Genomic DNA, 24,036 nt, shown 5'->3' on the forward strand with positions numbered 1-24,036 from the left:
CTTCGCAGGCAAGCCAGCTCCTACGGGGGCGCGTCGCTTAGTTGAGCTTGATCCAGGTCGCCTTGAGCTCGGTGTACTTGTCGAAGGCGTGCAGCGACTTGTCGCGGCCGTTGCCCGACTGTTTGAAGCCACCGAACGGCGCGGTCATGTCACCGCCGTCGTACTGGTTGATCCACACGCTGCCGGCACGCAGGGCCCGAGCACTGCGGTGGGCCCTGGAGAGGTCCGCGGTCCATACCGCCGCGGCCAGGCCGAACGGCGAGTCGTTGGCGATGGCGATGGCTTCCTCGGCGCTGTCGAAGGTGATCACCGAGAGCACCGGGCCGAAGATTTCCTCACGGGCAATGCGCATGGCATTGGTCACGCCGTCGAAGATCGCCGGCTCGACATAGACGCCGCAGGTCTCTTCCAGCACCCGGCGCCCGCCGCTGACCAGCGCAGCGCCATCGGCCTTGCCGGCCTCGATGTAGCCGAGCACGGTGTCCAACTGGGTGGTGTCGACCAGGGCGCCGACGCGGGTCCCGGGATCCAGGGCATGACCGGGCTTCCAGGCCTGCAGGGCCTCCACCACCAGCGGCAGGAACTGGTCCTTGATCGAACGCTCCACCAGCAGGCGCGAGCCAGCGATGCACACTTCGCCCTGGTTGAAGGCGATGGCGGCCGCCGCAGCTTCGGCGGCGGCCTGCAGATCCGGGGCATCGGCGAAGACGATGTTCGGGCTCTTGCCACCGGCCTCCAGCCACACGCGCTTCATGTTCGACTCGCCGGCATAGACCATCAGCTGCTTGGCGATGCGGGTCGAGCCGGTGAACACCAGGGTATCGACATCCATGTGCAGGGCCAGGGCCTTGCCCACGGTGTGGCCGTAGCCCGGCAGCACGTTGAACACGCCCGCCGGGATGCCGGCTTCGAGCGCCAGCTGGGCGACGCGGATTGCAGTCAGCGGGGACTTTTCCGACGGTTTGAGAATCACCGAGTTGCCGGTGGCCAGCGCCGGACCGAGTTTCCAGCAGGCCATCATCAGCGGGAAGTTCCACGGCACGATGGCCGCAACCACGCCGATCGGCTCGCGGGTCACCAGGCCGAGCTGGTCGTGCGGGGTCGGGGCCACTTCGTCGTAGACCTTGTCGATCGCCTCGGCGGACCAGCGGATCGAGTTCGCCGCCGCCGGGATATCGATGCTCAGGGCGTCGGCGATCGGCTTGCCCATGTCGAGGGTTTCCAGCAGCGCCAGCTCGTTGGCGTTGGCCAGCAGCAGATCGGCGAAGGCGATCAGCACGCGCTTGCGCTGCGCCGGGGCCTGGTTGGCCCAGACGCCGCTGTCGAAACTGCGCCGTGCCGCGGCCACGGCCAGCTCGGCATCGGCGCTGTCGCAACTGGCGATGGCGGCCAGGGCGCGACCATCCACCGGGCTGGTGCAGTCGAAGGTGGTGCCGCACACGCTGTCGCGGTACTCACCGTCGATGAAGGCGCGGCCTTCGATATGCAGACCCTGGTAGAGGGTTTCCCATTGTTCGCGAGACGGAATTGTCATTGTTCTTCTCCGGGCATCAGACCGTATGCAGGTACCAGTTGTATTCGAGGTCGGAAATCGACACCTCGAACTCCGCCAGTTCGCTTTCCTTGCAGGCGACGAAAATATCGATGTAGTCGGGGCTGATGTACTGGTTCAGCACTTCGCTGTCGTCCAGCTCGCGCAGCGCGTCGCGCAGGTTGTTCGGCAGGCTCTGTTCCAACTGCTCGTAGGAATTGCCCTCGATTGGCGCGCCCGGCTCGATCTTGTTGGTCAGACCGTGGTGAATACCGGCGAGGATCGCCGCCATCATCAGGTAGGGGTTGGCGTCGGCGCCGGCCACGCGGTGCTCGATGCGCACCGAGTCGCTACTGCCGGTCGGCACGCGGACCGCTACGGTGCGGTTGTCCAGGCCCCAGCTCGGTGCATTGGGCACGTAGAACTGCGCGCCGAAGCGGCGGTAGGAGTTGATGTTCGGGCAGAGGAAGGCCATCGACGCCGGCATGGTTTCCAGCACACCACCGATGGCGTGGCGCAGGGGGTCGCTCTGCTCGGGATCGTCGCTGCTGAAGATGTTCTTGCCGGTGGCCTTGTCCAGCAGCGAAATGTGTACGTGCAGGCCGTTGCCAGCCTGGCCCGGATAGGGCTTGGCCATGAAGGTGGAGTCCATTTCATGGTCGTAGGCGATGTTCTTGATCACCCGCTTGAGCAGCAGGGCGTAGTCGCAGGCCTTCAGCGGGTCGGCGACATGATGCATGTTCACTTCGAACTGCGCCGGGGCGCTTTCCTTGACGATGGCGTCGGCCGGGATGCCCTGCTCCTTGGCTGCTTCGAGCATGTCCTGGAGGCAATCGACGTACTCGTCGAGATCGTCGATCAGGTAGACCTGGGTCGACTGCGGGCGCTTGCCGGAAATCGGCGAACGCGGCGGCTGCGGGCGACCGTTGAGGTTGTCCTGATCGATCAGGTAGAACTCCAGCTCGAACGCGGCGCAGATGGTCAAGCCCAGGTCGTCGAACTTGCTCACCACCTGGCGCAGCACTTCCCGCGGGTCGGCGAAGAACGGCGTGCCGTCCAGCTCGTGCATGGTCATCAGCAATTGCGCGGTGGGGCGCTTCTGCCACGGTTCGAAGCTGAGCGTGCCGGGAATCGGATGGCAGATGCGGTCGGCGTCGCCGATATCCAGGCCCAGACCGGTGCTTTCCACGGTCGAACCATTGATATCCAGGGCGAACAGCGACGCGGGCAGATTGATGCCCTTTTCGTAGACCTTGACCAGGCTCGCCCGCTCGATGCGCTTGCCGCGCACCACTCCGTTCATGTCGGCGATCAGCAGATCGACGAACTGCACCTCTGGGTGGGCCTTGAGAAATTCGCCCATTTCGTCAACGGGGATGGCGCACGGGGAGACCGACGTCATGGCTTAGGCATCCTTTGGAATTTTTATTGGGGCAGCAATGTAGGGAGGTAACGCGGGTAATCGGGGCGGCGATGGCTGGTCTTGTTCTCGGTAGTCCATCGGGGGAACGACTGGCGCGGGGCTGTTCGCACGCACGTGCCAGGTTCTGGCGCATCAAGCCTTGCTAGACGGCCACCGCTGCACTATAGAATGGCCTCAACGCAACAGACATTGGCGTTTTGGCAAGCTAAGAGTGCACCGATGCAATATCAGATCAGCCATGCCGACCTCTCCCTGGTTCTCGCCCTGGTTCGCGGTCGCTCCCTGGCAAAAGCGGCGGAACTGCTCAAGGTCGACGTATCCACGGTTTTCCGTTCGATCCGGCGGATGGAGGCGGCGCTCGGCACGGCCTTGTTCGTGAAGAGCCGCAAAGGCTATATCCCCACCGGCACGGCCCAGGCCCTGGCCGAACAGGCCGAACGCGCCGAACAGGCACTGGATGCGGCCCGCGTGGCGCTGGCCCACGGCGAACAGGTGGTCAGCGGCACGGTACGCCTGACCTGCACCGACGCCGTGCTGCACAGTCTGCTGCTGCCAGCGCTGGCCGAGTTCATGCCGACCTATCCGGCGCTGACCCTGGAGCTGGCGACCTCCAACACCTTCGCCAACCTCAGCCGCCGCGACGCCGACCTGGCCCTGCGCCTGACCAACGCACCGCCGGAGCATCTTGTGGGACGCTGCCTGGGTTCGGCGTCCTATGTCGTCTGCGGTCGCGAGGAGTTTCGCGCACGATTGAACGAATCGCCGTCCAGCGTGCCGTGGATCGCCCCGGACGATTCCATGCAGGACCACCCCACCGTGGTCTGGCGCAGCGAGAAGTTTCCCGGGGTGCTGCCGCGCTACCGTTGCAGCGGCATCGCCTCCATTGCCCAGCTGGTGAGTGCCGGCCTCGGCGTGGCGGCGCTGCCGGACTACATGGCGCACACCCTGCCCGGGGTCGAACAGTTGAGCGATGCTCTGCCTGGCTGCGATACCCAGTTGTGGCTGCTGACCCGCCCGGATTGCCGGGCCCTGCGCTCGGTGCAGGCGCTGTTCGACGAGCTGACGCCGCGCCTGCGCAACGCCCTTATCTGAGCGATAGACGAAGACTATTGAAATAGACGCTTACAACTAGGTATCGTCGGCATATTCAGGGCTCGAAGCCGAAATCAGCGCTTCCCTAAAGGCTGGTGATTTTTTAAACTATCGAGTCCGCTCGCCCATTTGGGCAGTACACCGCATTTGCTACTTGAGGAACACCATGGCCCGCGTAACCGTTGAAGACTGCCTGGAACACGTTGATAACCGCTTTGAGCTGGTCATGCTGTCCACCAAGCGTGCCCGTCAACTGGCTACCGGCGGCAAAGAGCCAAAAGTGGCCTGGGAAAACGACAAGCCTACCGTTGTGGCACTGCGCGAAATCGCCGAAGGCTATATCACCCCCGAGTTCATCGCCGCAGAAGAGATCGTCACTGAAGACCCTGTCTTCACGGCGTTCGAGGACGAGGCCAACGAGGCCGTCTAAGTCCATGCCTGGTCGACGTTGTACGGCGCGGGTCACTTATCCTCGGCAGGAGGTCGAATCTTGCCGAGCATAGATGCCCTCGCCGATCGTCTGTCGACCTATCTGGGCCCCGACCAGGTCAACCTGGTCCGCCGCGCCTATTTCTACGCCGAACAAGCCCACGACGGCCAGCGCCGCCGCAGCGGCGAGGCGTACGTCACGCATCCGCTGGCCGTCGCCAGCATCCTCGCCGACATGCACATGGACCATCAGAGCCTGATGGCGGCCATGCTGCACGACGTGATCGAAGACACCGGCATCGCCAAGGAAGCCCTCAGTTCGCAGTTTGGCGAGACCGTCGCCGAACTGGTCGATGGCGTCAGCAAGCTGACCCAGATGAACTTCGAGACCAAGGCCGAGGCCCAGGCGGAAAACTTCCAGAAGATGGCCATGGCCATGGCCCGCGATATCCGCGTGATCCTGGTCAAGCTGGCTGACCGCCTGCACAACATGCGTACCCTCGAGGTGCTGTCCGGCGAAAAACGCCGCCGCATCGCCAAGGAAACCCTGGAAATCTACGCGCCCATCGCCAACCGCCTGGGCATGCACAGCGTGCGCGTCGAGTTCGAGGACCTGGGCTTCAAGGCGATGTACCCGATGCGTTCCGCGCGCATCTACCAGGCCGTCAAGCGCGCCCGCGGCAACCGCAAGGAAATCGTCAACAAGATCGAGGAATCGCTGAGCCACTGCCTGGCCGTGGACGGCATCGAAGGCGAGGTCAGCGGTCGACAGAAGCACATCTATGGCATCTACAAGAAGATGCGCGGCAAGCGCCGCGCCTTCAACGAGATCATGGATGTCTACGCCTTCCGCATCATCGTCGACAAGGTCGACACCTGCTACCGCGTGCTCGGCGCCGTGCACAACCTGTACAAGCCGCTGCCCGGGCGCTTCAAGGACTACATCGCGATTCCCAAGGCCAACGGCTACCAGTCGTTGCACACCACGCTGTTCGGCATGCATGGCGTGCCCATCGAGATCCAGATCCGCACCCGCGAGATGGAAGAGATGGCCAACAACGGCATCGCCGCGCACTGGCTGTACAAGTCCAGCGACGACGAGAAGCCCAAGGGCACCCACGCCCGCGCGCGGCAGTGGGTCAAGGGCGTGCTGGAACTGCAGCAACGTGCAGGCAACTCCCTCGAATTCATCGAAAGCGTGAAGATCGACCTGTTCCCGGACGAGGTCTACGTGTTCACGCCCAAGGGCCGCATCATGGAGCTGCCGAAGGGCTCCACGGCGGTCGACTTCGCCTACGCGGTGCACACCGACGTCGGCAACAGCTGCATCGCCTGCCGCATCAACCGCCGCCTGGCGCCGCTGTCCGAGCCGCTGCAAAGCGGCTCCACCGTCGAGATCGTCAGCGCGCCGGGCGCCCGGCCGAACCCGGCCTGGCTCAACTTCGTGGTCACCGGCAAGGCCCGCACCCATATCCGCCACGCCCTCAAGCTGCAGCGGCGCTCCGAGTCGATCAACCTCGGCGAACGCCTGCTCAACAAGGTGCTCAATGGCTTCGACAGCGCCCTCGACAAGATCCCGCCGGAGCGCATCCAGGCCATGCTCGGCGAGTACCGCCTGGAGCTGATCGAAGATCTGCTGGAAGACATCGGCCTGGGCAACCGCATGGCCTACGTCGTCGCCCGCCGCCTGCTGTCCACCGAGGGCGAGCAGTTGCCGAACCCGGAAGGCCCGCTGGCGATCCGCGGTACCGAGGGCCTGGTGCTGAGCTACGCCAAGTGCTGCACGCCGATCCCGGGCGACCCGATCGTCGGCCACCTCTCGGCTGGCAAGGGCATGGTGGTGCACCTGGAGAGCTGCCGGAACATCAGCGAAATTCGCCACAACCCGGAAAAATGCATCCAGCTGTCCTGGGCCAAGGACGTCACCGGCGAGTTCAACGTCGAACTGCGCGTCGAGCTGGAACACCAGCGCGGCCTGATCGCCCTGCTCGCCAGCAGCGTCAACGCCGCCGACGGCAACATCGAGAAAATCAGCATGGATGAGCGCGATGGCCGCATCAGCGTCGTCCAGTTGGTGGTCAGCGTGCACGACCGCGTGCACCTGGCCCGCGTGATCAAGAAACTGCGTGCGCTGACGGGCGTCATCCGCATCACCCGCATGCGCGCGTAGCCCTTCCCTTGCAAGGAGTCACCATGACCAAGACCGTCATCAACAGCGACAAGGCACCTGCCGCCATCGGCACCTATTCCCAGGCGATCAAGGCCGGCAACACTGTCTACATGTCGGGCCAGATCCCTCTCGACCCGAAAACCATGGAACTGGTCGAAGGCTTCGAGGCCCAGACCGTCCAGGTGTTCGAGAACCTGAAGGCCGTGGCCGAAGCCGCTGGCGGTTCGTTCAAGGACATCGTCAAGCTGAACATCTTCCTGACCGACCTGAGCCACTTCGCCAAGGTCAACGAAGTCATGGGCCGCTACTTCGAGCAGCCTTACCCGGCGCGCGCAGCCATTGGCGTTGCCGCCCTGCCACGCGGCTCGCAGGTCGAGATGGACGCGATCCTGGTTCTCGAGTGATACCCCCGCGGCGAACCGGCCGGTTCGCCGCACCTTTTTCCTGAAGGACCCCGTCATGCGCCACGCGCTTGCCCTTTCGCTGGTCGCCACACTGCTGGGCGGCTGTGCCAGCCACAAACCCGAAGACTACAACGGCATCTGGATCAACCAGGCCGCGATCGACGCCGCCGCCAAAGGCACCGGCCTGCGCTACGCACTGGAGCGCAACGGTCCGAACTTCGAGTGGAAGGTCAATGTCGCCGCCGGCCAGGCCAGCTACAGCAATGGCTTCGAGCTGGTCGAAGGTCGCCTGAAAGCGGTCGACGACAACCACTGGCAAGTGGAGCTGGACGGCGATCAGGTGGAAAACCTCGAGCTGGACGGCAAGGACCTGGTCCAGGCGACCAGCGACTGGGCGCCGGAACAGCATTTCCAGCGCAGCACCGAGGTGATCGATCCCGATGTGCCACCGGGCGCCACCTTTGAAAAGGCCCTCTACGGTGCCTACATGAAGGGCGACTGGCGCGTCCTCGAAGGTCCGGGCCAGGGTGGCACCGTGCGCTTTCGCGACAACGGCAGCCTCGACGGCCTGCCCAACCTCGACCGCTATGCCCTGTGCCTGGCCGGCGACTGCGCGACCATGACCGGCAAGTACGACAGCCTCTGGCTGGAGCGCAACCAGCAGGGCAACCCGTGGATCTTCAAGCGCGACGGCAAGCAGCTGGAAATCTTCCAGGCCATCAATGACGCCCAGCCCGACGAAATGCCGGAGCTTCGCCCCGGCCCGCGGCGCTGGTTGCTGGAGCGTAAATAGGTTTCCGTATCGGGGCTGCTTTATGCAGCCCCGATTGTTTCAACCGCGACCTTCGAGAATCGCCGCATAGCCCTCGCGATAACTGGGATAGGCCGGAACCCAACCCAACGCCCGGGCCCGGGCGTTGCTGCAGCGCTTGCTGCCGGTCCGCCGCACCTGCTGTTGCTCCGACCACTCGGTAACGCCCATGTATTCGCGCAGCCAGGCGACCACTTCGGCCAGTGGCGCCGGCGCGTCGTCCACACCAATGTAACAGTCGTCCAGCGCCGTTCCGGCCTGATCGGCACGCAGCAGAAAGGCCAGCAGGCCGGCCGCGTCCTCGGCATGGATACGGTTGCCGTATAGCGGCGGCTCCTCGACCACCCGATACCCCTGGCGCACCTGGCTCAGCAGCCACTCGCGGCCCGGTCCGTAGATCCCGGTGAGCCGCACCACGCTGGCCGGGATGCCGCTGTCCAAGGCCAGACGCTCCGCCTCCAGCATCACGCGCCCGGAATACGCCTGCGGCGCGGTTTCCGCGGTTTCGTCGATCCACTCGCCGCCCTGCTGGGCATAGACGCTGCTGCTGGAGACGAACAGCAGGCGACGCGGCGCCTGGCCGCGCTCGGCCAGCCAGGCCAGGACATTGCGCAAGCCTTCGACATAGGCCGAACGGTAGCCGGGCTCGTCATGCTGGTTCGCGGCCACGCAATAGACCAGGTAGTCCGGGCTCTGCGCCGGCCAGGCCGCGGGTACCTGGTGCTGCTCAAGGTCGGCGGCGATGGCCGTGACACCTTCCGGCAGTGCGCCGACATTGCGCCGCAACCCGCTGACCGACCATCCGCCCGCCAGCATTTGCCGGGCCAGACGACCACCTACATCGCCACAGCCGACGATCAGAACCGAAGGGATAGACATGATGAAACTCCCGTGACAATTGCCCCGCACTATCCGGGCAAAATCGATAGGCGGCTAGCGACCGCGGTAAAAAAAGCTACTTTATTACTTCTGCTAACAAGAATTACTTGCAATAATGGCCACCCTTTTTTTGTTCTCGGCCTGTTTCGAGGCCTTGAAGACCATCCACCCCTTCTTCTTCATCAGGTCCGGCCAGCATGACACGCATCCAACCTTCCGCTTCGCCAACCACGTCGCGCGCCCTGCGCGCCACCGCCGCGCTGATGTTCAGCCTGATGCTGACGCCAGTCGCCATGGCGGACGAGCCGACCGCAGCTCCGGCAGCTCCGGCCGCCGCCGTTGCGCCAGCTACCCCGGCGGCGGAAGGTACCGCTCCGGTCGCCGCGGGCGCCGAGCAGGCTGCGGCTGCCCCGGTCGCTCCGGTGGAAGGCGCGGCTGACCAGCCGTTGAATGCGGACGGCGAGCCACTGGCCGAAGACACCACCCTGGGCATGGGTCACGACCTGTCGCCATGGGGCATGTACCAGAACGCCGATGTGGTGGTCAAAGCGGTCATGATCGGCCTGGCCATCGCCTCGATCATCACCTGGACCATCTGGATCGCCAAGGGCTTCGAGCTGCTGGGTGCCAAGCGCCGCCTGCGCCGCGAAATCGCCGCCCTGAAGAAGGCCACCACCCTCAAGGACGCCGCCGAGAGCACCGACAAGCCAGGTACCCTGGCCCATGTCCTGGTGCATGACGCCCTGGAAGAAATGCACCTGTCGGCCAACGCCCGCGAGAAAGAAGGCATCAAGGAACGTGTCGCCTTCCGCCTGGAGCGCCTGGTCGCCGCCAGCGGTCGCAACATGTCCAGCGGCACCGGCGTTCTCGCCACCATCGGTTCCACCGCACCGTTCGTCGGTCTGTTCGGTACCGTGTGGGGCATCATGAACAGCTTCATCGGCATCGCCAAAACCCAGACCACCAACCTCGCCGTGGTCGCCCCCGGTATCGCCGAAGCCCTGCTGGCCACCGCCCTGGGCCTGGTCGCGGCAATCCCGGCCGTGGTCATCTACAACGTCTTCGCCCGCTCCATCGCCGGCTACAAGGCACAGGTCTCCGACGCTTCGGCGCAGGTCCTGCTGCTGGTCAGCCGTGACCTGGACCACCAGCCGGGCGAGCGTGCCGCCCAGCCGCACATGGTGAAAGTGGGGTAAGCCATGGGCCTGCATCTTAACGAGGGTGGCGACGATCTCGCCGAAAACCACGAAATCAACGTAACGCCCTTCATCGACGTGATGCTGGTGCTGTTGATCATCTTCATGGTGGCTGCGCCACTGGCAACGGTGGACATCAAGGTCGACCTGCCCGCCTCGACCGCGAAGCCCGCGCCGAGGCCGGAAAAGCCGGTGTTCCTCAGCGTCAAGGCCGACCAGAAGCTGTACCTGGGTGAAGACCTGGTGCAGCAGCACGACCAGCTGGGCGCGATGCTGGACGCCAAGACCAAGGGCGACAAGGAAACCACGATCTTCTTCCAGGCCGACAAGGGCGTGGACTACGGCGATCTGATGGACGTCATGAACATTCTGCGCGCCGCCGGCTATCTCAAGGTCGGCCTGGTCGGGCTCGAGACGGCAGCGAAGAAATGATCGAGACCCGGTACAAGCTGGGGCGTTACGGCGGTAGCCTGTTACTCGTACTGGCAGTGCATGCCATTGCCATCGTGCTGACCCTGAACTGGTCGACACCACAGGCTATCGAATTGCCGCCCGCGGCCATGATGATCGAGATGGCTCCGATGCCGGAACCGGCGCCGCCGCCACCGCCCAAGGTGGTGACACCGCCGCAGCCGCCCGCACCGGTGGAAGAACCGCCGCTGCCGAAGCTGGTCGAGGCACCGAAGCCGAAAATCGCCATTCCGAAACCTGCCAAGCCGAAGGCCAAGCCACAGCCGCCCAAGCCCGAGCAGAAGGAAGAGCCGAAGGAGAAACCGGTCGAGCAGGAAGTCGCCGACACGCCGCCGAGTACCGCACCCGCGCAGAAATCGGCAGCCCCGGCACCGAGCATCGCGACCAACAGCAACGCCCTGCCGACCTGGCAAAGCGACCTGCTGCGTCACCTGGGCAAGTTCAAACGCTACCCGGAAGACGCCCGCCGGCGTGGCCTGCAAGGTATCAACCGCCTGCGTTTCGTGGTCGATGCCGAAGGCAAGGTCCTCTCCTACTCGCTGGCCGGTGGCTCGGGCAGCGCCGCACTGGACCGCGCGACCCTGGAGATGATCCGCAAGGCACAGCCGGTTCCGCCGCCACCGAAGGAGCTGTTGAACAACGGCAGCATCGAAGTGGTTGCACCGTTCGTCTACTCGCTGGACAAACGCTAAGCCTCGATGAAAAGCCGGCCGCCCACGCGGCCGGCTTTTTATTGAGCGTAATCGTCGTTTCTGTCGCACCGATGCAAGTCTGATAAGGTGCGTCTATCGGTTGCAGCCGCTATGCTGGGGCCGCTACTTCATGGACGCACCTTATGACCCTCACAGAATTGCGCTACATCGTCACTCTTGCTCAGGAGCAGCACTTCGGCCATGCCGCCGAGCGCTGTCACGTCAGTCAGCCGACCCTGTCGGTGGGCGTGAAGAAGCTGGAGGACGAACTGGGCGTGCTGATCTTCGAGCGCAGCAAGAGCGCGGTGCGCCTGACGCCGGTGGGCGAAAGCATCGTCGCCCAGGCGCAGAAAGTCCTCGAACAGGCCCAGGGCATTCGCGAGCTGGCCCAGGCCGGCAAGAACCAGCTGACCGCACCGCTCAAGGTCGGCGCGATCTACACCGTCGGTCCGTACCTGTTCCCGCACCTGATTCCGCAACTGCACCGGGTCGCTCCGCAGATGCCGCTGTACATCGAGGAGAACTTCACCCACGTCCTGCGCGACAAGCTGCGCAATGGTGAACTCGACGCGGTGATCATCGCCTTGCCGTTCAACGAGGCCGACGTCCTGACCCTGCCGCTCTACGACGAGCCGTTCTACGTGCTGATGCCCAGCGGCCACCCGTGGACCCAGCAGAAGACCATCGACGCCGGCCTGCTCAACGACAAGAGCCTGCTGCTGCTCGGTGAGGGCCACTGCTTCCGCGACCAGGTCCTGGAGGCATGCCCGACCCTGAACAAGGGCAGCGAGGGCGCCAGGCACACCACCGTCGAATCCAGCTCGCTGGAAACCATCCGCCATATGGTCGCCTCCGGCCTGGGCGTGTCGATCCTGCCGCTGTCGGCGGTGCATAGCCATCATTACGCCCCCGGGGTGATCGAAGTGCGTCCACTGAGCCAGCCGGCCCCCTACCGCACCGTCGCCATCGCCTGGCGCGCCAGCTTCCCGCGGCCCAAGGCCATCGAGATCCTCGCCGATTCGATCCGTCTGTGCTCCGTGGCCAAGCCACCGGCGGACGAGTAGGTTGTCGTCATGACCGAGTTGTCCCGGGTGTCGGTCACGGCACTGAAAGGCGTTGGCGATGCCCTGGCCGAGAAACTGGCCAAGGTCGGTCTGGAGAACCTCCAGGACGTGCTGTTCCACCTGCCGCTGCGTTACCAGGACCGCACCCGCGTGGTGCCCATCGGCGCCTTGCGCCCGGGCCAGGATGCGGTGATCGAAGGCGTGGTCAGTGGCGCCGACGTGGTCATGGGCAAGCGCCGCAGCCTGGTGGTGCGCCTGGGGGACGGCAGCGGTGTGCTCAGCCTGCGTTTCTATCACTTCAGCATGGCGCAGAAGGACGCGCTCAAGCGCGGTACCCACGTGCGCTGCTATGGCGAAGCCCGTCCCGGGGCCTCCGGCCTGGAGATCTACCATCCGGAATACCGCACCCTGAACGGCAACGAGCCACCGCCACCGGTGGACCAGACGCTGACCCCGATCTACCCGACCACCGAAGGCCTGACCCAACAACGCCTGCGCCAGCTCTGCCAGCAGAGCCTGGCGCTGCTCGGCCCGCGCAGCCTGCCCGACTGGCTGCCGGAGGAACTGGCCCGCGATTACCAGCTGGGGCCGCTGGACGAAGCGATTCGCTACCTGCATCAACCACCGGCGGACGCCGACGTCGACGAACTCGCCGAAGGCCAGCACTGGGCGCAACACCGCCTGGCCTTCGAAGAACTGCTGACCCATCAGCTGTCGCAGCAACGCCTGCGCGAAAGCCTGCGGGCGCTGCGCGCGCCGGTACTGCCCAGGGCCGTTCGCTTGCCCACGCGGTTCCTCGCCAACCTGGGCTTCCCGCCCACCGGCGCGCAACAGCGGGTCGGCAACGAGATCGCCTACGACCTGAGCCAGCACGAACCGATGCTGCGCCTGGTGCAGGGCGATGTCGGCGCCGGCAAGACCGTGGTCGCCGCCCTCGCCGCCCTGCAGGCCCTGGAAGCCGGCTACCAGGTGGCACTGATGGCGCCCACCGAGATCCTCGCCGAGCAGCACTTCATCACCTTCAAACGCTGGCTCGAACCGCTGGGCATTGAAGTCGCCTGGCTCGCCGGCAAGCTCAAGGGCAAGGCCCGTACCGCGGCGCTGGAGCAGATCGCCAGCGGCACGCCGATGGTGGTCGGCACCCACGCGCTGTTCCAGGACGAGGTGAAATTCCACAACCTGGCCCTGGCGATCATCGACGAACAGCACCGCTTCGGCGTCCAGCAGCGCCTGGCGTTGCGCCAGAAGGGCGTCGGTGGACGTTTCTGCCCGCACCAGCTGATCATGACCGCCACGCCGATCCCGCGAACCCTGGCGATGAGCGCCTATGCCGACCTGGACACCTCGATCCTCGACGAGCTGCCGCCCGGGCGGACCCCGGTCAACACCGTGCTGGTCGCCGACAGTCGCCGCTTCGAAGTGGTCGATCGGGTCCGCGCCGCCTGCGCCGAAGGGCGCCAGGCCTACTGGGTGTGCACGCTGATCGAAGAGTCCGAGGAACTGACCTGCCAGGCCGCCGAAACCACGTTCGAAGAACTCTCGAGCGCCCTCGGCGAGCTGCGCGTGGGCCTGATCCACGGGCGCATGAAAGCCGCGGAAAAAGCCGCGGTAATGGCTGAATTCAAGGAGGGCCGCCTGCAATTGCTGGTGGCGACAACGGTGATCGAGGTCGGCGTCGACGTGCCCAACGCCAGCCTGATGATCATCGAAAACCCCGAGCGTCTGGGCCTGGCCCAGTTGCACCAGTTACGCGGCCGGGTCGGGCGTGGCAGCGCGGTGAGTCACTGCGTGCTGCTCTACCATCCACCGCTGTCGCAGATCGGTCGCGAACGCCTGGGGATCATGCGCGAAACCAATGACGGTTTCGTCATCGCCGAGAAAGACCTGGAGCTGCGCGGCCCCGGTGAAATGCTCGGCACCCGCCAGACCGGCCTGCTGCAGTTCAAGGTCGCCGACCTGATGCGCGACGCCGACCTGCTGCCCGCCGTGCGCGACGCAGCCCAAGCGCTGCTGGCGCGCTGGCCCGATCACGTCAGCCCGCTGCTGGAGCGCTGGCTGCGTCACGGTCAACAATACGGCCAGGTGTGACACGTTCGGCGGAATTGGATCCAGGCCGCCAGTCAAGCTGGTTATACTTTTGCCTCTGTGAAGAATTTGGATACAGACCCATGATTGAAGTTGCCCTCGATACCGCAACCCCACAGGTTCCGTCTGTTATCCGGCTGCTGCTCGACAAGCTGGGTGTCGCCTACCGCGAAGTGGCCGACCACCCGCAGTTGCCGCCTGAAACCCGCCTCCAGGCCGTCCTGCTCGACGACTCGGTCGGTGCCCTGATGGTCCTGTTCCCTCAGAACCAACTGCTCGACCTCAGCCGCCTGACCGAACTGACCGGACGCAAGCTCGCCGCCGTTCCGCTGGAGCGCCTGCAGCACATGCTCGACAAGCACGGCCTGAAGGTCCTGCCCGGTATCCCGGCGCTGACCAGCTCGCCCTGCCTGTACGACGAGAGCGTGCTCAAGCCCCCGACGCTGCTGGTGCAGTCCGGTGAAGCCGGCCTGCTGCTGGAGTTCGAACGCGACGACTTCCGCAAGATGCTCAGCAAGGCCAGTGCAGGCCAGTTCGGCGAGCTGCTGAGTCAGATCCAGCCCAACCTCGACCGACCGGCGGACGACCGCGAGGAAATTACCCAGGCGGTCCAGGCATTCACCGCACGGCGTATTCAGCAGCGTCTGGAATCGACCATCGAGATCCCGCCGCTGGCCGAAACCGCGCAGAAGATCATCAAGCTGCGCGTCGATCCCAACGCCACCATCGACGACATCACCGGCGTGGTGGAAACCGATCCGGCGCTGGCCGCCCAGGTGGTCAGCTGGGCGGCGTCGCCCTACTACGCCTCGCCCGGAAAGATCCGCTCGGTGGAAGACGCCATCGTCCGCGTGCTGGGTTTCGACCTGGTCATCAACCTGGCGCTGGGCCTGGCCCTGGGCAAGACCCTCAGCCTGCCCAAGGACCACCCGCAACACACCACGCCGTACTGGCAGCAATCGATCTACACCGCGGCGGTGATCGAAGGCCTGACCCGCGCCATGCCCCGGGCCGAACGTCCCGAGGCGGGCCTGACCTACCTGGCGGGCCTGCTGCACAACTTCGGCTACCTGCTGCTGGCCCATGTGTTCCCGCCGCACTTCTCGTTGATCTGCCGACACCTGGAGGTCAACCCGCACGTCTGCCACAGCTACGTCGAGCAGCACCTGCTGGGTATCAGCCGCGAACAGATCGGTGCCTGGCTGATGCGTTTCTGGGACATGCCGGATGAACTGGCCACCGCGCTGCGCTTCCAGAACGATCCGTACTACGCCGGTGACCATGCGCCGTTCGCCAACCTGGTGTGCCTCTCCGTACGCCTGCTGCGCGCCCGTGGCATCGGTTCCGGACCGGACGAGGCGATCCCGGACGAACTGCTCGAGCGCCTGAACATCAGCCGCGAGAAGGCCGAGGATGTGGTGAACAAGGTGCTGGAAGCGGAAGTGATGCTGCGCGAGCTGGCGTCGCAGTTCACCCAGCACTGAAGCACTGCACGCCCCCGCAGGAGCGTGGCTTGTCCACTGCGAAGGAGCGCAACGCGGTCCCTGTGTCACCTCGAAACGGGCCTGCTGTGCAGGCCTTTCGCGGGCGAGCCCGCGCCTACTTCTTCGGCTTCAGGTACTTCATCAAGCCCTGGAACCACATCACCAGCGCCGGATTGCCCTTGATCTGGATGGTCTTGTCCTGAATCCCCTGCATGAACGCCAGTTGCTTGTTCTTCGCCTGAAGGGTCTCGAAGCCGAACGCGGCATCCCTGAAGGCGATGGCGAACGCTGGCGCCGGGTGCGTGCCGCCACTGCTGCTGATGCGGCTGTCCTTGACGATGAAATGCCGGGCGGCCTTGCCGTCCAGGGTCTGGAGCTGGAATACCAGGTCCTTGTTCTGCAACTGCTGCTGGAACGCCGGATTCTTGCGGCTGGCCCGGGCCATCAACAGCCCCATGGCCCAAAGGAGAAAACGGAACTTCATGACTGCGCCTCGGTGAAAAAATGACTGGCGGCCGCAGTTTATCTTTTTAGCGAACGAAAGCTACAGAATCAGTGGTTTTTCTCTCACGTTCGCCACAAAACAAAACGGGCATCCCTGGGATGCCCGCTTTGTCTGCATTCGCTGCGTCCACTACGGATTGACGCTGTCCTTGAGGTTTTTGCCTGGCTTGAAGGCGACCGTGTTGCTCGCCTTGATTTTCACCGGCTCGCCGGTTTGCGGGTTCTTGCCGGTACGAGCACCGCGGTGACGCTGTTCGAAGGTGCCAAAACCAACCAGGGTCACGGTGTCCTTCTTGCTCAATGCAACGGCGATTTCATCGAGAATGGCATTCAGAACACGGTTGGACTGTTCTTTGGTGAGGTCGGTCTTTTCGGCGATGGCTGCGGCGAGATCGGGTTTACGCATGGTGAAGCCTCTTTGACGGAATTTTTTGTTGTTATGCCGTGCTGCCTTTGCAAGCAGCGCCCAAGGCACCGCAGGCTCTAAACTGCGGCAGACGGGAGTGAGGATGGCACGCCGCCAATGGCCGCGCCAGTCTCTGGGCGGCCATTGGCAAGACAATGGGACGCTAAATCCGACAGAACGACCGGTATTTACGCCAGAAGGGGCGGAAGCTGGCGATTCAGGGCCAGCTTCTCCATCACCGCGCTGCCGGTCAGCGCATAGCCAAGCAGTTGGCCCTGAGCGTCGTGGCAGAGCACTTTCAGGTCTCCGCCCTGCCCTTCGACCGTCCATTTTCCGTCCGTGCCCGGGGGCGGCGGCGATACCACCAGCGGGCAGACCGGGGTCTTCACCGTGACTGGCATCGGGCCGTAGGTCACTGTGCCGGGGTTGCCCGCCAGGGTCTGCGCCAACGCGCGTGCGCTGGCCATCAGGGGCATCACGTAGAGCAGGTTGAGCCCATCAACCTCGGCGCAATCGCCCAGGGCGAAGATATTGGCGTGGGAAGTACGCAGTTGTCGGTCCACCACCACCCCACGATTGATACGCAGGCCCGCCGCCGCCGCGAGGTCGGTGCGCGGCTTCAGCCCGACCGCCGAGACCACCAGGTCGCAGGCGATCATGCTGCCATCCGACAGGTGCGCTTCCAGCCCCTGCGCCACCCGCTGCAGGCGGGTCACGACCGGCCCCAGGTGGAAACGCACGCCCAGCCCTTCCAGACCGCTCTGCACCGCCGCCGCGGCGGCCGGATGCAGCAAGGTCGGCATGACCTGCTCGCACGGCGCCACCACCGCGACCTCGAAGCCGCCCAGGCTCATGTCATTGGCGAATTCGCAGCCAATCAGGCCGGCGCCAAGGATCAGCACCCGGCGCTTGCCGGCCGCGGCAGCGCGGAAGCGCGCGTAATCCTCGAGGTCGTTGATCGGGAACACCGCGTCGCCGCCATCGCCTTCGATCGGCACCCGCACGGTTTCCGCGCCCCAGGCCAGCACCAGGTCGCGATAGCGCACCTGCTCTTCGCCGATCCACAGGCGCTTGTGGCCGGGATCGATACCACTGATGCGGGTGTGGGTGCGCACCTCGGCCTTGAGCTGCTCGGCCATGGCGCCGGGTTCGGCCATGCTCAGGCCGTCGGCATCCTTGTTCTTGGCAAAACCGGTAGAAAGCATCGGTTTGGAATAGGAGCGGCCGTCGTCCGCGCTGATCAGCAGCAACGGCGTCTCGCCGTCGAGCTTGCGAAATTCGCGGGCGAGGTTGTAGCCCGCCAGTCCGGTGCCGATTATCACTACGGGATCGGTCATGCCTTGAATGTCCTTGTCAGGGGAAAAAAGCGGATCAGCCGATGGCGATCATTTCGAAATCGGTCTTGCCCACGCCGCAATCCGGGCACAACCAGTCCTCCGGTACATCTTCCCAGCGCGTGCCCGGGGCGATGCCGTCATCAGGCCAGCCCTCGGCCTCGTCATAGATCAGGCCGCACACCACGCATTGCCACTTTTTCATCAGTTTCTCCTCGGATTCAGGCCAGGCACGATCATTGTGTTATGGAAATGGCGATCGACCTTCAGCGGGCTTTGTACTGAGCCAGGCCAACCTATGCAAGCCGCCTCGCCAAACATGTTAAGCTCCGGCGCTTCACTGGCCTGTAACTGCATACCTACCGTGCCAAACGAATCCCCGCAATATCCCGCCGCACCCTGGACGCCGCACACACCGCGGCTCGCCGCGAAGACCCCGGTGCTGATCCTCGACTGGCTGTTCGACCAGGGTTCCCTGACCCGCCGCCTGACCCGCCTGTGCGCCCAGCAATTTTCCGTGACCCCGCTCTACGAAGGTTGGCAGCCCCTGCGCGAAGACGAATGCCTGGCCCTGGGCCTGGCGCCCGGCAGTGAAGGCTGGGTCCGCGAAGTCTATCTGCGCGGCCACGGCGAGCCCTGGGTGTTCGCCCGCAGCGTGGCTGGCCGCGAGGCCCTGCGCGACGACGGCCTGGACATGGAATCACTGGGCAGTCGCTCGCTGGGCGAACTGCTGTTCTGCGACCAGGGCTTCGCCCGTCAGGCTATCGAGGTCTGCCAGTATCCAGCCGCCTGGCTGCCCGCCGAACAGGCGGTCGACGGCCTCTGGGGACGCCGCTCGCGCTTCGACCGTGGTGCCCTGTGCCTGCTGGTGGCCGAAGTCTTCCTGCCCGCCCTGTGGCAGGCAACCGCAGCGTACAAGGAGGTCCGCTGATGTACCTGAATCTGCTCAAGTCGCTCAATCGCCTGCATCCACGGGCCTGGGACTTCATCCAGCTGAGCCGCATGGACAAGCCGATCGGCATCTACCTGTTGCTGTGGCCGACCCTGTCGGCGGTGTGGATCGCCGGCAACGGCGCGCCCACGCTGGCCAACGTGCTGATCTTCCTGTTCGGCGTGGTGTTCATGCGCGCCGCCGGCTGCGCCATCAACGACTTCGCCGACCGCAAGGTCGATGGCCACGTCAAGCGTACCGCCGAGCGGCCCCTGGCGGCCGGGCGGATCAGCGCCCGCGAGGCCCTGACGTTGTTCGTCATCCTGCTGGGGGTCAGCTTCCTGCTGGTGCTGTGCACCAACCACACGACCGTGCTGCTGTCGTTCGGCGCGGTCGCCCTGGCGGCGTGCTACCCGTTCATGAAGCGCTACACCTACTACCCGCAGGTGGTGCTCGGCGCGGCCTATTCCTGGGGTATCCCCATGGCCTTCACCGCGGCCACCGGCGAGCTGCCGGCGATCGCCTGGCTGCTGTACATCGCCAACCTGTTGTGGACGGTGGGATATGACACCTACTACGCCATGGTCGACCGCGACGATGACCTGAAGATCGGCGTGAAATCCACGGCGATCCTCTTCGGCGAGGCCGATCGCATCATCATTCTGTCGCTGCAGGGCGCGTCGCTGCTGTGCCTGCTGCTGGCGGGCAATCAGTTCGGTCTGGGGGGCTGGTTCCACCTGGGCCTGCTGGGCGCGGCGCTGTGCTTCGCCTGGGAGTTCTGGTCGACCCGCGGCCTGGAGCGGGAGGCCTGCTTCAAGGCGTTCCTGCACAACCACTGGGCCGGGTTCATCATCTTCGTCAGCATCGTGATCCACTACATCACGCGCTGACCTCGTGATGTGAACAATCCCTCGTAGGAGCTGGCTTGCCTGCGAACGACGGCGCAGCCGTCGCAAGACCTGAGTCCCAGGTACGCCTGACACGCTGCGGTCACCGTTCTGCGGCCGCTTCGCGCCCGTTCGCAGGCAAGCCAGCTCCTACAAGGGATGCATCATCCAGCGCTACGGCTTGGCCACGTGCCACACATCCTTCATGCCATCGCCCGTCATGTCGCCAGCCTTCTTGTCCTTGACGAAGGTGTACAGCGGCTTGCCGTCATAGGCCCATTGCAGGCTGCCGTCGTCGCGCTTGACCTGCGTCCACTTGCCTTCGGCCTTCTCGCCGCCCGCGGCCATCAGGGGCGGCCAGTTCTTCGCGCATTCGCCATTGCACATCGACTTGCCGGCGCTGTCCTTGTCGAAGGTGTAGAGCGTCATCCCGGCGTGATCCACCAGCATGCCGTCCTTCTCCATGGCATGGTCGGCCATGGCCAATCCCGGCAGTGCCAGGGTCGCGCAAAGAGCCATCCAGTTCAGCGTATGTCGTGTCATTGGATTCACCGTGTAGGTCGGGATCGGGATTTAAAGCCTAGTTCAGTAACAGGAAGTTGCTGCAACGGCCCCGGACTTGTCACACAGCTGCAATAATTCCGTTATCTAATGCGGGCCAAGACACCAGAGTCCGGGAGAGGTTTGAGCATGGTTGGCAGAAACATTCTGATCGTCGACGACGAAGCGCCAATTCGCGAGATGATCGCCGTTGCCTTGGAAATGGCCGGCTATGACTGCCTGGAGGCCGAGAATTCCCAGCAGGCGCACGCCATCATCGTCGACCGCAAGCCGGACCTGATCCTGCTCGACTGGATGCTGCCGGGTACCTCCGGCATCGAACTGGCCCGCCGCCTGAAGCGCGACGAGCTGACCAGCGACGTGCCGATCATCATGCTCACCGCCAAGGGTGAGGAAGACAACAAGATCCAGGGCCTGGAAGTCGGCGCCGACGACTACATCACCAAGCCGTTCTCGCCACGCGAACTGGTCGCCCGCCTCAAGGCCGTGCTGCGCCGCGCCGGCCCGACCGATGGCGAAGCACCGATCGAAGTCGGCGGCCTGCTGCTCGACCCGATCAGCCACCGCGTGACCATCGACGGCAAACCGGCCGAGATGGGCCCGACCGAATACCGCCTGCTGCAGTTCTTCATGACCCACCAGGAGCGCGCCTACACCCGCGGCCAGTTGCTCGACCAGGTGTGGGGCGGCAATGTCTACGTCGAGGAGCGCACCGTCGACGTGCACATCCGGCGTCTGCGCAAGGCGCTGGGTGATGCCTACGAGAATCTGGTACAAACCGTGCGTGGCACCGGTTACCGTTTCTCGACCAAGGGCTGACACGCCGCAAAGCTGAAAGCCTCAGGCAAGAGCAAAAGCACAAGGAGATCGGCTTCAGCCTTGCAGTGCGAAGCCGATCCGCAAGGATTCCCAATTGAACCAGAACTGGCACGGCACCCTGATTCGCCACATGCTGCTGCTGATCACCGTCTGCCTGCTGGTCGGGCTGATCAGCGGTTACTACGGCTGGAGCCTGGCCCTTGGCCTGGCGGTCTACCTGGGCTGGACCCTCAAGCAGATGCTGCGCCTGCACCAATGGCTGCAGGAGCACAAATCCGACGAGCCGCCACCGGATGGCTACGGCCTGTGGGGTGAGGTGTTCGACAGCATCTATCACCTGCAACGTCGCGACCAGCGCGTGCGCGGGCGCCTGCAGGCGGTCATCGACCGTGTCCAGGAGTCCACCGCCGCGCTGAAGGACGCGGTGATCATGCTCGACAGCGAAGGCAACCTGGAGTGGTGGAACCGCGCCGCCGAGACCCTGCTGGGCCTGAAGACCCCGCAGGACAGCGGCCAGCCGGTGACCAACCTGGTCCGCCATCCACGCTTCAAGGAATACTTCGAGCAGGACAACTACGTCGAACCGCTGGAAATCCCTTCGCCGACCAGCGACCGCGTGCGCATCCAGTTCCACATCACCCGCTACGGCAACAACGAGCACCTGATGCTGGTCCGCGACGTCACCCGCATCCATCAGCTGGAACAGATGCGCAAGGACTTCGTCGCCAACGTCTCCCACGAACTGCGCACGCCGCTGACCGTGATCGCCGGCTACCTGGAAACCCTCCTGGACAACGTCGAGGACGTCAATCCGCGCTGGGTCCGCGCCCTGCAGCAGATGGCGCAACAGGGCTCGCGAATGCAGACCCTGCTCAACGACCTGCTGCTGCTGGCCAAGCTGGAAGCCACCGACTACCCCTCGGACAACCATCCGGTGGCCGTCGACAGCCTGCTGCAATCGATCAAGGGCGATGCCCAGGCCCTGTCCGGCCAGCGCAACCAGCGCATCAGCCTGGACGCCCAGTCCGGCCTGCGCCTGAAGGGCAGCGAGACGGAATTGCGCAGCGCCTTTTCCAACCTGATCTTCAACGCCGTGAAGTACACCCAGGACGAAGGCAACATCCGTATCCGCTGGTGGGGCGATGAACAGGGCGCGCACCTCAGCGTGCAGGATTCCGGCATCGGCATCGACGCCAAGCACCTGCCGCGCCTGACCGAACGCTTCTACCGGGTCGACTCCAGCCGCGCCTCCAATACCGGCGGCACGGGCCTCGGTCTGGCGATCGTCAAGCACGTGCTGCTGCGCCACCGCGGTCGCCTGGAAATCAGCAGCGTGCCTGGCCACGGCAGCACCTTCACCTGCCACTTCCCCGCCGCCCAGCTCGTTGCGCAGAAGGCTTACTGATCCAGCGCACTTTGCATTTACGCCCTCAGCCGCTACATTGGCGGACCGGTGCCAGCACTAGCTGGCACCTATTTCTTACTATTTCAAGAACACGGAACGCCGTAAAACCCCATCATGGATCCCTCTTCCAGTATCAGTCTCGCCTCCCTTTTCGCCGATTTCGGCATGATTCTCTTCGCCCTGCTCCTGGTTCTGCTCAACGGCTTCTTCGTTGCCGCCGAGTTCGCCATGGTCAAACTGCGCTCGACCCGGGTCGAGTCGATCGCCGAGCAGCACGGCTGGCGCGGCAGCATCCTGCGCACCGTACACAGTCAACTGGATGCCTATCTCTCCGCCTGCCAGCTGGGCATCACCCTGGCCTCGCTGGGCCTGGGCTGGGTCGGTGAGCCGGCCTTCGCCCACCTGCTCGAGCCGCTGCTGGCCGCGGTCGGCGTGCAGTCGCCGGAAATCATCAAGGCCATTTCGTTCTTCAGCGCCTTCTTCGTGATTTCCTACCTGCACATCGTGGTCGGCGAGCTGGCGCCCAAATCCTGGGCGATCCGCAAGCCGGAACTGCTGTCGCTATGGACCGCCGTGCCGCTGTACCTGTTCTACTGGCTGATGTACCCGGCCATCTACCTGCTCAACGCCAGCGCCAACGCCATCCTGCGCATCGCCGGCCAGGGCGAGCCGGGGCCGCATCATGAACACCATTACAGCCGCGAGGAACTCAAGCTGATCCTCCACTCCAGCCGCGGCCAGGACCCCAGCGACCAGGGCATGCGCGTGCTGGCCTCGGCGGTGGAAATGGGCGAACTGGAAGTGGTCGACTGGGCCAACTCCCGCGAAGACATGATCAGCCTCGACGTCAATGCGCCGTTGAAGGAAATCCTGGCCATGTTCCGCCGCCACAAGTTCAGCCGCTACCCGGTATACGACGCCGAGCGCGGCGAGTTCGTCGGCCTGCTGCACATCAAGGATCTGCTGCTGGAACTGGCGGCCCTCGACCATGTGCCGGAGTCGTTCAACCTGCTGGAACTGACCCGGCCGCTGGAGCGCGTGTCGCGGCACATGCCGCTGTCGCAGTTGCTGGAGCAGTTCCGCAAGGGCGGCGCGCACTTCGCCCTGGTCGAGGAAGCCGACGGCAAGGTCATCGGCTACCTGACCATGGAAGACGTGCTGGAAGTGCTGGTCGGCGATATCCAGGACGAACACCGCAAGACCGAGCGCGGTATCCTCGCCTACCAGCCGGGCAAGCTGCTGGTGCGTGGCGATACGCCGCTGTTCAAGGTCGAGCGCCTGCTCGGCATCGACCTCGACCATATCGAGGCGGAAACCCTCGCCGGCCTCGTCTACGAGACCCTCAAGCGGGTTCCGGAAGAGGAAGAAGTGCTGGAAGTCGAAGGCCTGCGCATCATCATCAAGAAGATGAAGGGGCCGAAGATCGTCCTGGCCAAGGTGCTCAAGCTCGATTGAGCC

General features: G+C 64.6%; 24 protein-coding genes. 16 read left to right on the forward strand and 8 right to left on the reverse strand.

Going from position 1 to position 24,036, the window contains the following annotated elements; genetic code table 11:
* Nucleotides 1-37: 37 nt before the first annotated feature.
* Both RTI28_RS18940 and RTI28_RS18945 read right to left on the reverse strand, forming a co-directional pair.
* Nucleotides 38-1,534, reverse strand: coding sequence for an aldehyde dehydrogenase (locus RTI28_RS18940; RefSeq protein WP_316921876.1), 1,497 nt, complete (start codon nt 1,532-1,534; stop codon nt 38-40).
* 16 nt (nt 1,535-1,550) lie between these two features.
* On the reverse strand, nt 1,551-2,933 hold the full coding sequence (locus RTI28_RS18945) for a glutamine synthetase family protein (protein WP_316921877.1): 1,383 nt from the start codon (nt 2,931-2,933) through the stop codon (nt 1,551-1,553).
* A 240-nt stretch (nt 2,934-3,173) separates the two neighbouring features.
* Between RTI28_RS18945 and RTI28_RS18950 the strand changes: the two genes are divergently transcribed.
* The 5 genes from RTI28_RS18950 (at nt 3,174) to RTI28_RS18970 (ending at nt 7,842) form a co-directional block, all read left to right on the forward strand.
* Nucleotides 3,174-4,046, forward strand: a complete 873-nt coding sequence (locus RTI28_RS18950) for a LysR family transcriptional regulator (RefSeq protein ID WP_316921878.1) — start codon at nt 3,174-3,176, stop codon at nt 4,044-4,046.
* A 166-nt stretch (nt 4,047-4,212) separates the two neighbouring features.
* Complete coding sequence (gene rpoZ / locus RTI28_RS18955) at nt 4,213-4,476, forward strand: DNA-directed RNA polymerase subunit omega (RefSeq protein ID WP_042121560.1); 264 nt, start codon at nt 4,213-4,215, stop codon at nt 4,474-4,476.
* A gap of 60 nt (nt 4,477-4,536) precedes the next feature.
* Complete coding sequence (gene spoT, locus RTI28_RS18960; protein ID WP_316921879.1) at nt 4,537-6,645, forward strand: bifunctional GTP diphosphokinase/guanosine-3',5'-bis pyrophosphate 3'-pyrophosphohydrolase; 2,109 nt, start codon at nt 4,537-4,539, stop codon at nt 6,643-6,645.
* Nucleotides 6,646-6,668: 23 nt separating this feature from the next.
* On the forward strand, nt 6,669-7,049 hold the full coding sequence (locus RTI28_RS18965) for a RidA family protein (protein ID WP_009394407.1): 381 nt from the start codon (nt 6,669-6,671) through the stop codon (nt 7,047-7,049).
* A gap of 55 nt (nt 7,050-7,104) precedes the next feature.
* Nucleotides 7,105-7,842 carry a hypothetical protein gene (locus RTI28_RS18970; RefSeq protein ID WP_316921880.1) on the forward strand — a complete coding sequence of 246 codons (738 nt, stop codon included), beginning with the start codon at nt 7,105-7,107 and terminating at the stop codon, nt 7,840-7,842.
* Between the two features lie 39 nt (nt 7,843-7,881).
* On the opposite strand, the gene RTI28_RS18975 is transcribed toward RTI28_RS18970, so the two are convergent.
* The gene (locus RTI28_RS18975) at nt 7,882-8,739 is read right to left on the reverse strand and encodes an NAD-dependent epimerase/dehydratase family protein (protein WP_316921881.1); all 858 of its coding nucleotides are present in this window, start codon (nt 8,737-8,739) and stop codon (nt 7,882-7,884) included.
* A gap of 197 nt (nt 8,740-8,936) precedes the next feature.
* Between RTI28_RS18975 and exbB the strand changes: the two genes are divergently transcribed.
* The 6 genes from exbB to RTI28_RS19005 all read left to right on the forward strand — a co-directional run bounded on the left by exbB (nt 8,937) and on the right by RTI28_RS19005 (nt 15,731).
* A complete protein-coding gene (gene exbB / locus RTI28_RS18980; RefSeq protein ID WP_316921882.1) occupies nt 8,937-9,935 on the forward strand; it encodes a tonB-system energizer ExbB in 999 nt (332 codons plus the stop codon).
* A 3-nt stretch (nt 9,936-9,938) separates the two neighbouring features.
* Entirely contained in the window at nt 9,939-10,367 is a 429-nt protein-coding gene (gene exbD, locus RTI28_RS18985) for a TonB system transport protein ExbD (RefSeq protein ID WP_042121568.1), read from the forward strand.
* Nucleotides 10,364-11,098, forward strand: coding sequence for an energy transducer TonB (locus RTI28_RS18990; RefSeq protein ID WP_316921883.1), 735 nt, complete (start codon nt 10,364-10,366; stop codon nt 11,096-11,098). The genes exbD and RTI28_RS18990 overlap by 4 nt, the downstream gene beginning before the upstream one ends.
* Nucleotides 11,099-11,241: 143 nt before the next feature.
* Nucleotides 11,242-12,162, forward strand: coding sequence for a hydrogen peroxide-inducible genes activator (locus RTI28_RS18995; RefSeq protein WP_316921884.1), 921 nt, complete (start codon nt 11,242-11,244; stop codon nt 12,160-12,162).
* A gap of 9 nt (nt 12,163-12,171) precedes the next feature.
* The gene (recG, locus tag RTI28_RS19000; RefSeq protein WP_316921885.1) at nt 12,172-14,250 is read left to right on the forward strand and encodes an ATP-dependent DNA helicase RecG; all 2,079 of its coding nucleotides are present in this window, start codon (nt 12,172-12,174) and stop codon (nt 14,248-14,250) included.
* Nucleotides 14,251-14,330: 80 nt separating this feature from the next.
* Nucleotides 14,331-15,731: an aminoacyl-tRNA deacylase and HDOD domain-containing protein gene (locus tag RTI28_RS19005; protein ID WP_316921886.1), complete on the forward strand. Its 1,401-nt coding sequence runs from the start codon at nt 14,331-14,333 to the stop codon at nt 15,729-15,731.
* A 115-nt stretch (nt 15,732-15,846) separates the two neighbouring features.
* Here RTI28_RS19005 and RTI28_RS19010 read toward each other — a convergent pair whose 3' ends face one another.
* The 4 genes from RTI28_RS19010 to RTI28_RS19025 form a co-directional block, all read right to left on the reverse strand.
* Nucleotides 15,847-16,215, reverse strand: a complete 369-nt coding sequence (locus RTI28_RS19010) for an SCP2 sterol-binding domain-containing protein (protein WP_042121576.1) — start codon at nt 16,213-16,215, stop codon at nt 15,847-15,849.
* A gap of 150 nt (nt 16,216-16,365) precedes the next feature.
* Nucleotides 16,366-16,641, reverse strand: coding sequence for an HU family DNA-binding protein (locus tag RTI28_RS19015; RefSeq protein ID WP_316921939.1), 276 nt, complete (start codon nt 16,639-16,641; stop codon nt 16,366-16,368).
* 188 nt (nt 16,642-16,829) lie between these two features.
* Nucleotides 16,830-17,978: an NAD(P)/FAD-dependent oxidoreductase gene (locus tag RTI28_RS19020; RefSeq protein ID WP_316921887.1), complete on the reverse strand. Its 1,149-nt coding sequence runs from the start codon at nt 17,976-17,978 to the stop codon at nt 16,830-16,832.
* A 34-nt stretch (nt 17,979-18,012) separates the two neighbouring features.
* A complete protein-coding gene (locus tag RTI28_RS19025) occupies nt 18,013-18,180 on the reverse strand; it encodes a rubredoxin (protein WP_009394419.1) in 168 nt (55 codons plus the stop codon).
* A 114-nt stretch (nt 18,181-18,294) separates the two neighbouring features.
* On the opposite strand from RTI28_RS19025, the gene RTI28_RS19030 reads away from it, so the two are divergent.
* Entirely contained in the window at nt 18,295-18,906 is a 612-nt protein-coding gene (locus RTI28_RS19030; RefSeq protein ID WP_410479012.1) for a chorismate--pyruvate lyase family protein, read from the forward strand.
* A complete protein-coding gene (gene ubiA / locus RTI28_RS19035) occupies nt 18,906-19,796 on the forward strand; it encodes a 4-hydroxybenzoate octaprenyltransferase (protein WP_316921889.1) in 891 nt (296 codons plus the stop codon). The genes RTI28_RS19030 and ubiA overlap by 1 nt, the downstream gene beginning before the upstream one ends.
* A 171-nt stretch (nt 19,797-19,967) precedes the next feature.
* Here the strand turns inward: ubiA and RTI28_RS19040 are convergent, their stop codons facing one another.
* Nucleotides 19,968-20,336, reverse strand: a complete 369-nt coding sequence (locus RTI28_RS19040; protein WP_316921890.1) for a hypothetical protein — start codon at nt 20,334-20,336, stop codon at nt 19,968-19,970.
* 147 nt (nt 20,337-20,483) lie between these two features.
* On the opposite strand from RTI28_RS19040, the gene phoB reads away from it, so the two are divergent.
* The 3 genes from phoB to RTI28_RS19055 all read left to right on the forward strand — a co-directional run bounded on the left by phoB (nt 20,484) and on the right by RTI28_RS19055 (nt 24,033).
* Nucleotides 20,484-21,173 (forward strand): phosphate regulon transcriptional regulator PhoB, encoded by a 690-nt coding sequence (gene phoB, locus RTI28_RS19045; protein ID WP_009394423.1) that lies wholly within the window; start codon nt 20,484-20,486, stop codon nt 21,171-21,173.
* 76 nt (nt 21,174-21,249) lie between these two features.
* The gene (gene phoR, locus RTI28_RS19050; RefSeq protein WP_410479014.1) at nt 21,250-22,578 is read left to right on the forward strand and encodes a phosphate regulon sensor histidine kinase PhoR; all 1,329 of its coding nucleotides are present in this window, start codon (nt 21,250-21,252) and stop codon (nt 22,576-22,578) included.
* 114 nt (nt 22,579-22,692) lie between these two features.
* Complete coding sequence (locus RTI28_RS19055; RefSeq protein WP_316921891.1) at nt 22,693-24,033, forward strand: hemolysin family protein; 1,341 nt, start codon at nt 22,693-22,695, stop codon at nt 24,031-24,033.
* The last annotated feature ends 3 nt before the right edge of the window (nt 24,034-24,036 follow it).

Source organism: Pseudomonas sp. zfem002 (assembly GCF_032621685.1).
Classification (GTDB): Bacteria; Pseudomonadota; Gammaproteobacteria; order Pseudomonadales; family Pseudomonadaceae; genus Aquipseudomonas; species Aquipseudomonas japonica.

What these genes read in the sequence shown, in the direction of transcription:
- RTI28_RS19015 (WP_316921939.1), bottom strand. Translation starts at nt 16,641, where the DNA reads ATGCGTAAACCCGATCTCGCCGCAGCCATCGCCGAAAAGACCGACCTC.
- rpoZ (WP_042121560.1), top strand. Translation starts at nt 4,213, where the DNA reads ATGGCCCGCGTAACCGTTGAAGACTGCCTGGAACACGTTGATAACCGC.
- RTI28_RS19055 (WP_316921891.1), top strand. Translation starts at nt 22,693, where the DNA reads ATGGATCCCTCTTCCAGTATCAGTCTCGCCTCCCTTTTCGCCGATTTC.
- RTI28_RS19020 (WP_316921887.1), bottom strand. Translation starts at nt 17,978, where the DNA reads ATGACCGATCCCGTAGTGATAATCGGCACCGGACTGGCGGGCTACAAC.
- RTI28_RS18950 (WP_316921878.1), top strand. Translation starts at nt 3,174, where the DNA reads ATGCAATATCAGATCAGCCATGCCGACCTCTCCCTGGTTCTCGCCCTG.
- RTI28_RS19010 (WP_042121576.1), bottom strand. Translation starts at nt 16,215, where the DNA reads ATGAAGTTCCGTTTTCTCCTTTGGGCCATGGGGCTGTTGATGGCCCGG.
- exbD (WP_042121568.1), top strand. Translation starts at nt 9,939, where the DNA reads ATGGGCCTGCATCTTAACGAGGGTGGCGACGATCTCGCCGAAAACCAC.
- RTI28_RS18970 (WP_316921880.1), top strand. Translation starts at nt 7,105, where the DNA reads ATGCGCCACGCGCTTGCCCTTTCGCTGGTCGCCACACTGCTGGGCGGC.
- RTI28_RS19005 (WP_316921886.1), top strand. Translation starts at nt 14,331, where the DNA reads ATGATTGAAGTTGCCCTCGATACCGCAACCCCACAGGTTCCGTCTGTT.
- RTI28_RS18945 (WP_316921877.1), bottom strand. Translation starts at nt 2,933, where the DNA reads ATGACGTCGGTCTCCCCGTGCGCCATCCCCGTTGACGAAATGGGCGAA.
- RTI28_RS18995 (WP_316921884.1), top strand. Translation starts at nt 11,242, where the DNA reads ATGACCCTCACAGAATTGCGCTACATCGTCACTCTTGCTCAGGAGCAG.
- RTI28_RS18940 (WP_316921876.1), bottom strand. Translation starts at nt 1,534, where the DNA reads ATGACAATTCCGTCTCGCGAACAATGGGAAACCCTCTACCAGGGTCTG.
- RTI28_RS18990 (WP_316921883.1), top strand. Translation starts at nt 10,364, where the DNA reads ATGATCGAGACCCGGTACAAGCTGGGGCGTTACGGCGGTAGCCTGTTA.
- exbB (WP_316921882.1), top strand. Translation starts at nt 8,937, where the DNA reads ATGACACGCATCCAACCTTCCGCTTCGCCAACCACGTCGCGCGCCCTG.
- RTI28_RS18965 (WP_009394407.1), top strand. Translation starts at nt 6,669, where the DNA reads ATGACCAAGACCGTCATCAACAGCGACAAGGCACCTGCCGCCATCGGC.
- RTI28_RS18975 (WP_316921881.1), bottom strand. Translation starts at nt 8,739, where the DNA reads ATGTCTATCCCTTCGGTTCTGATCGTCGGCTGTGGCGATGTAGGTGGT.
- ubiA (WP_316921889.1), top strand. Translation starts at nt 18,906, where the DNA reads ATGTACCTGAATCTGCTCAAGTCGCTCAATCGCCTGCATCCACGGGCC.
- RTI28_RS19030 (WP_410479012.1), top strand. Translation starts at nt 18,295, where the DNA reads ATGTTAAGCTCCGGCGCTTCACTGGCCTGTAACTGCATACCTACCGTG.
- RTI28_RS19025 (WP_009394419.1), bottom strand. Translation starts at nt 18,180, where the DNA reads ATGAAAAAGTGGCAATGCGTGGTGTGCGGCCTGATCTATGACGAGGCC.
- RTI28_RS19040 (WP_316921890.1), bottom strand. Translation starts at nt 20,336, where the DNA reads ATGACACGACATACGCTGAACTGGATGGCTCTTTGCGCGACCCTGGCA.
- recG (WP_316921885.1), top strand. Translation starts at nt 12,172, where the DNA reads ATGACCGAGTTGTCCCGGGTGTCGGTCACGGCACTGAAAGGCGTTGGC.
- phoB (WP_009394423.1), top strand. Translation starts at nt 20,484, where the DNA reads ATGGTTGGCAGAAACATTCTGATCGTCGACGACGAAGCGCCAATTCGC.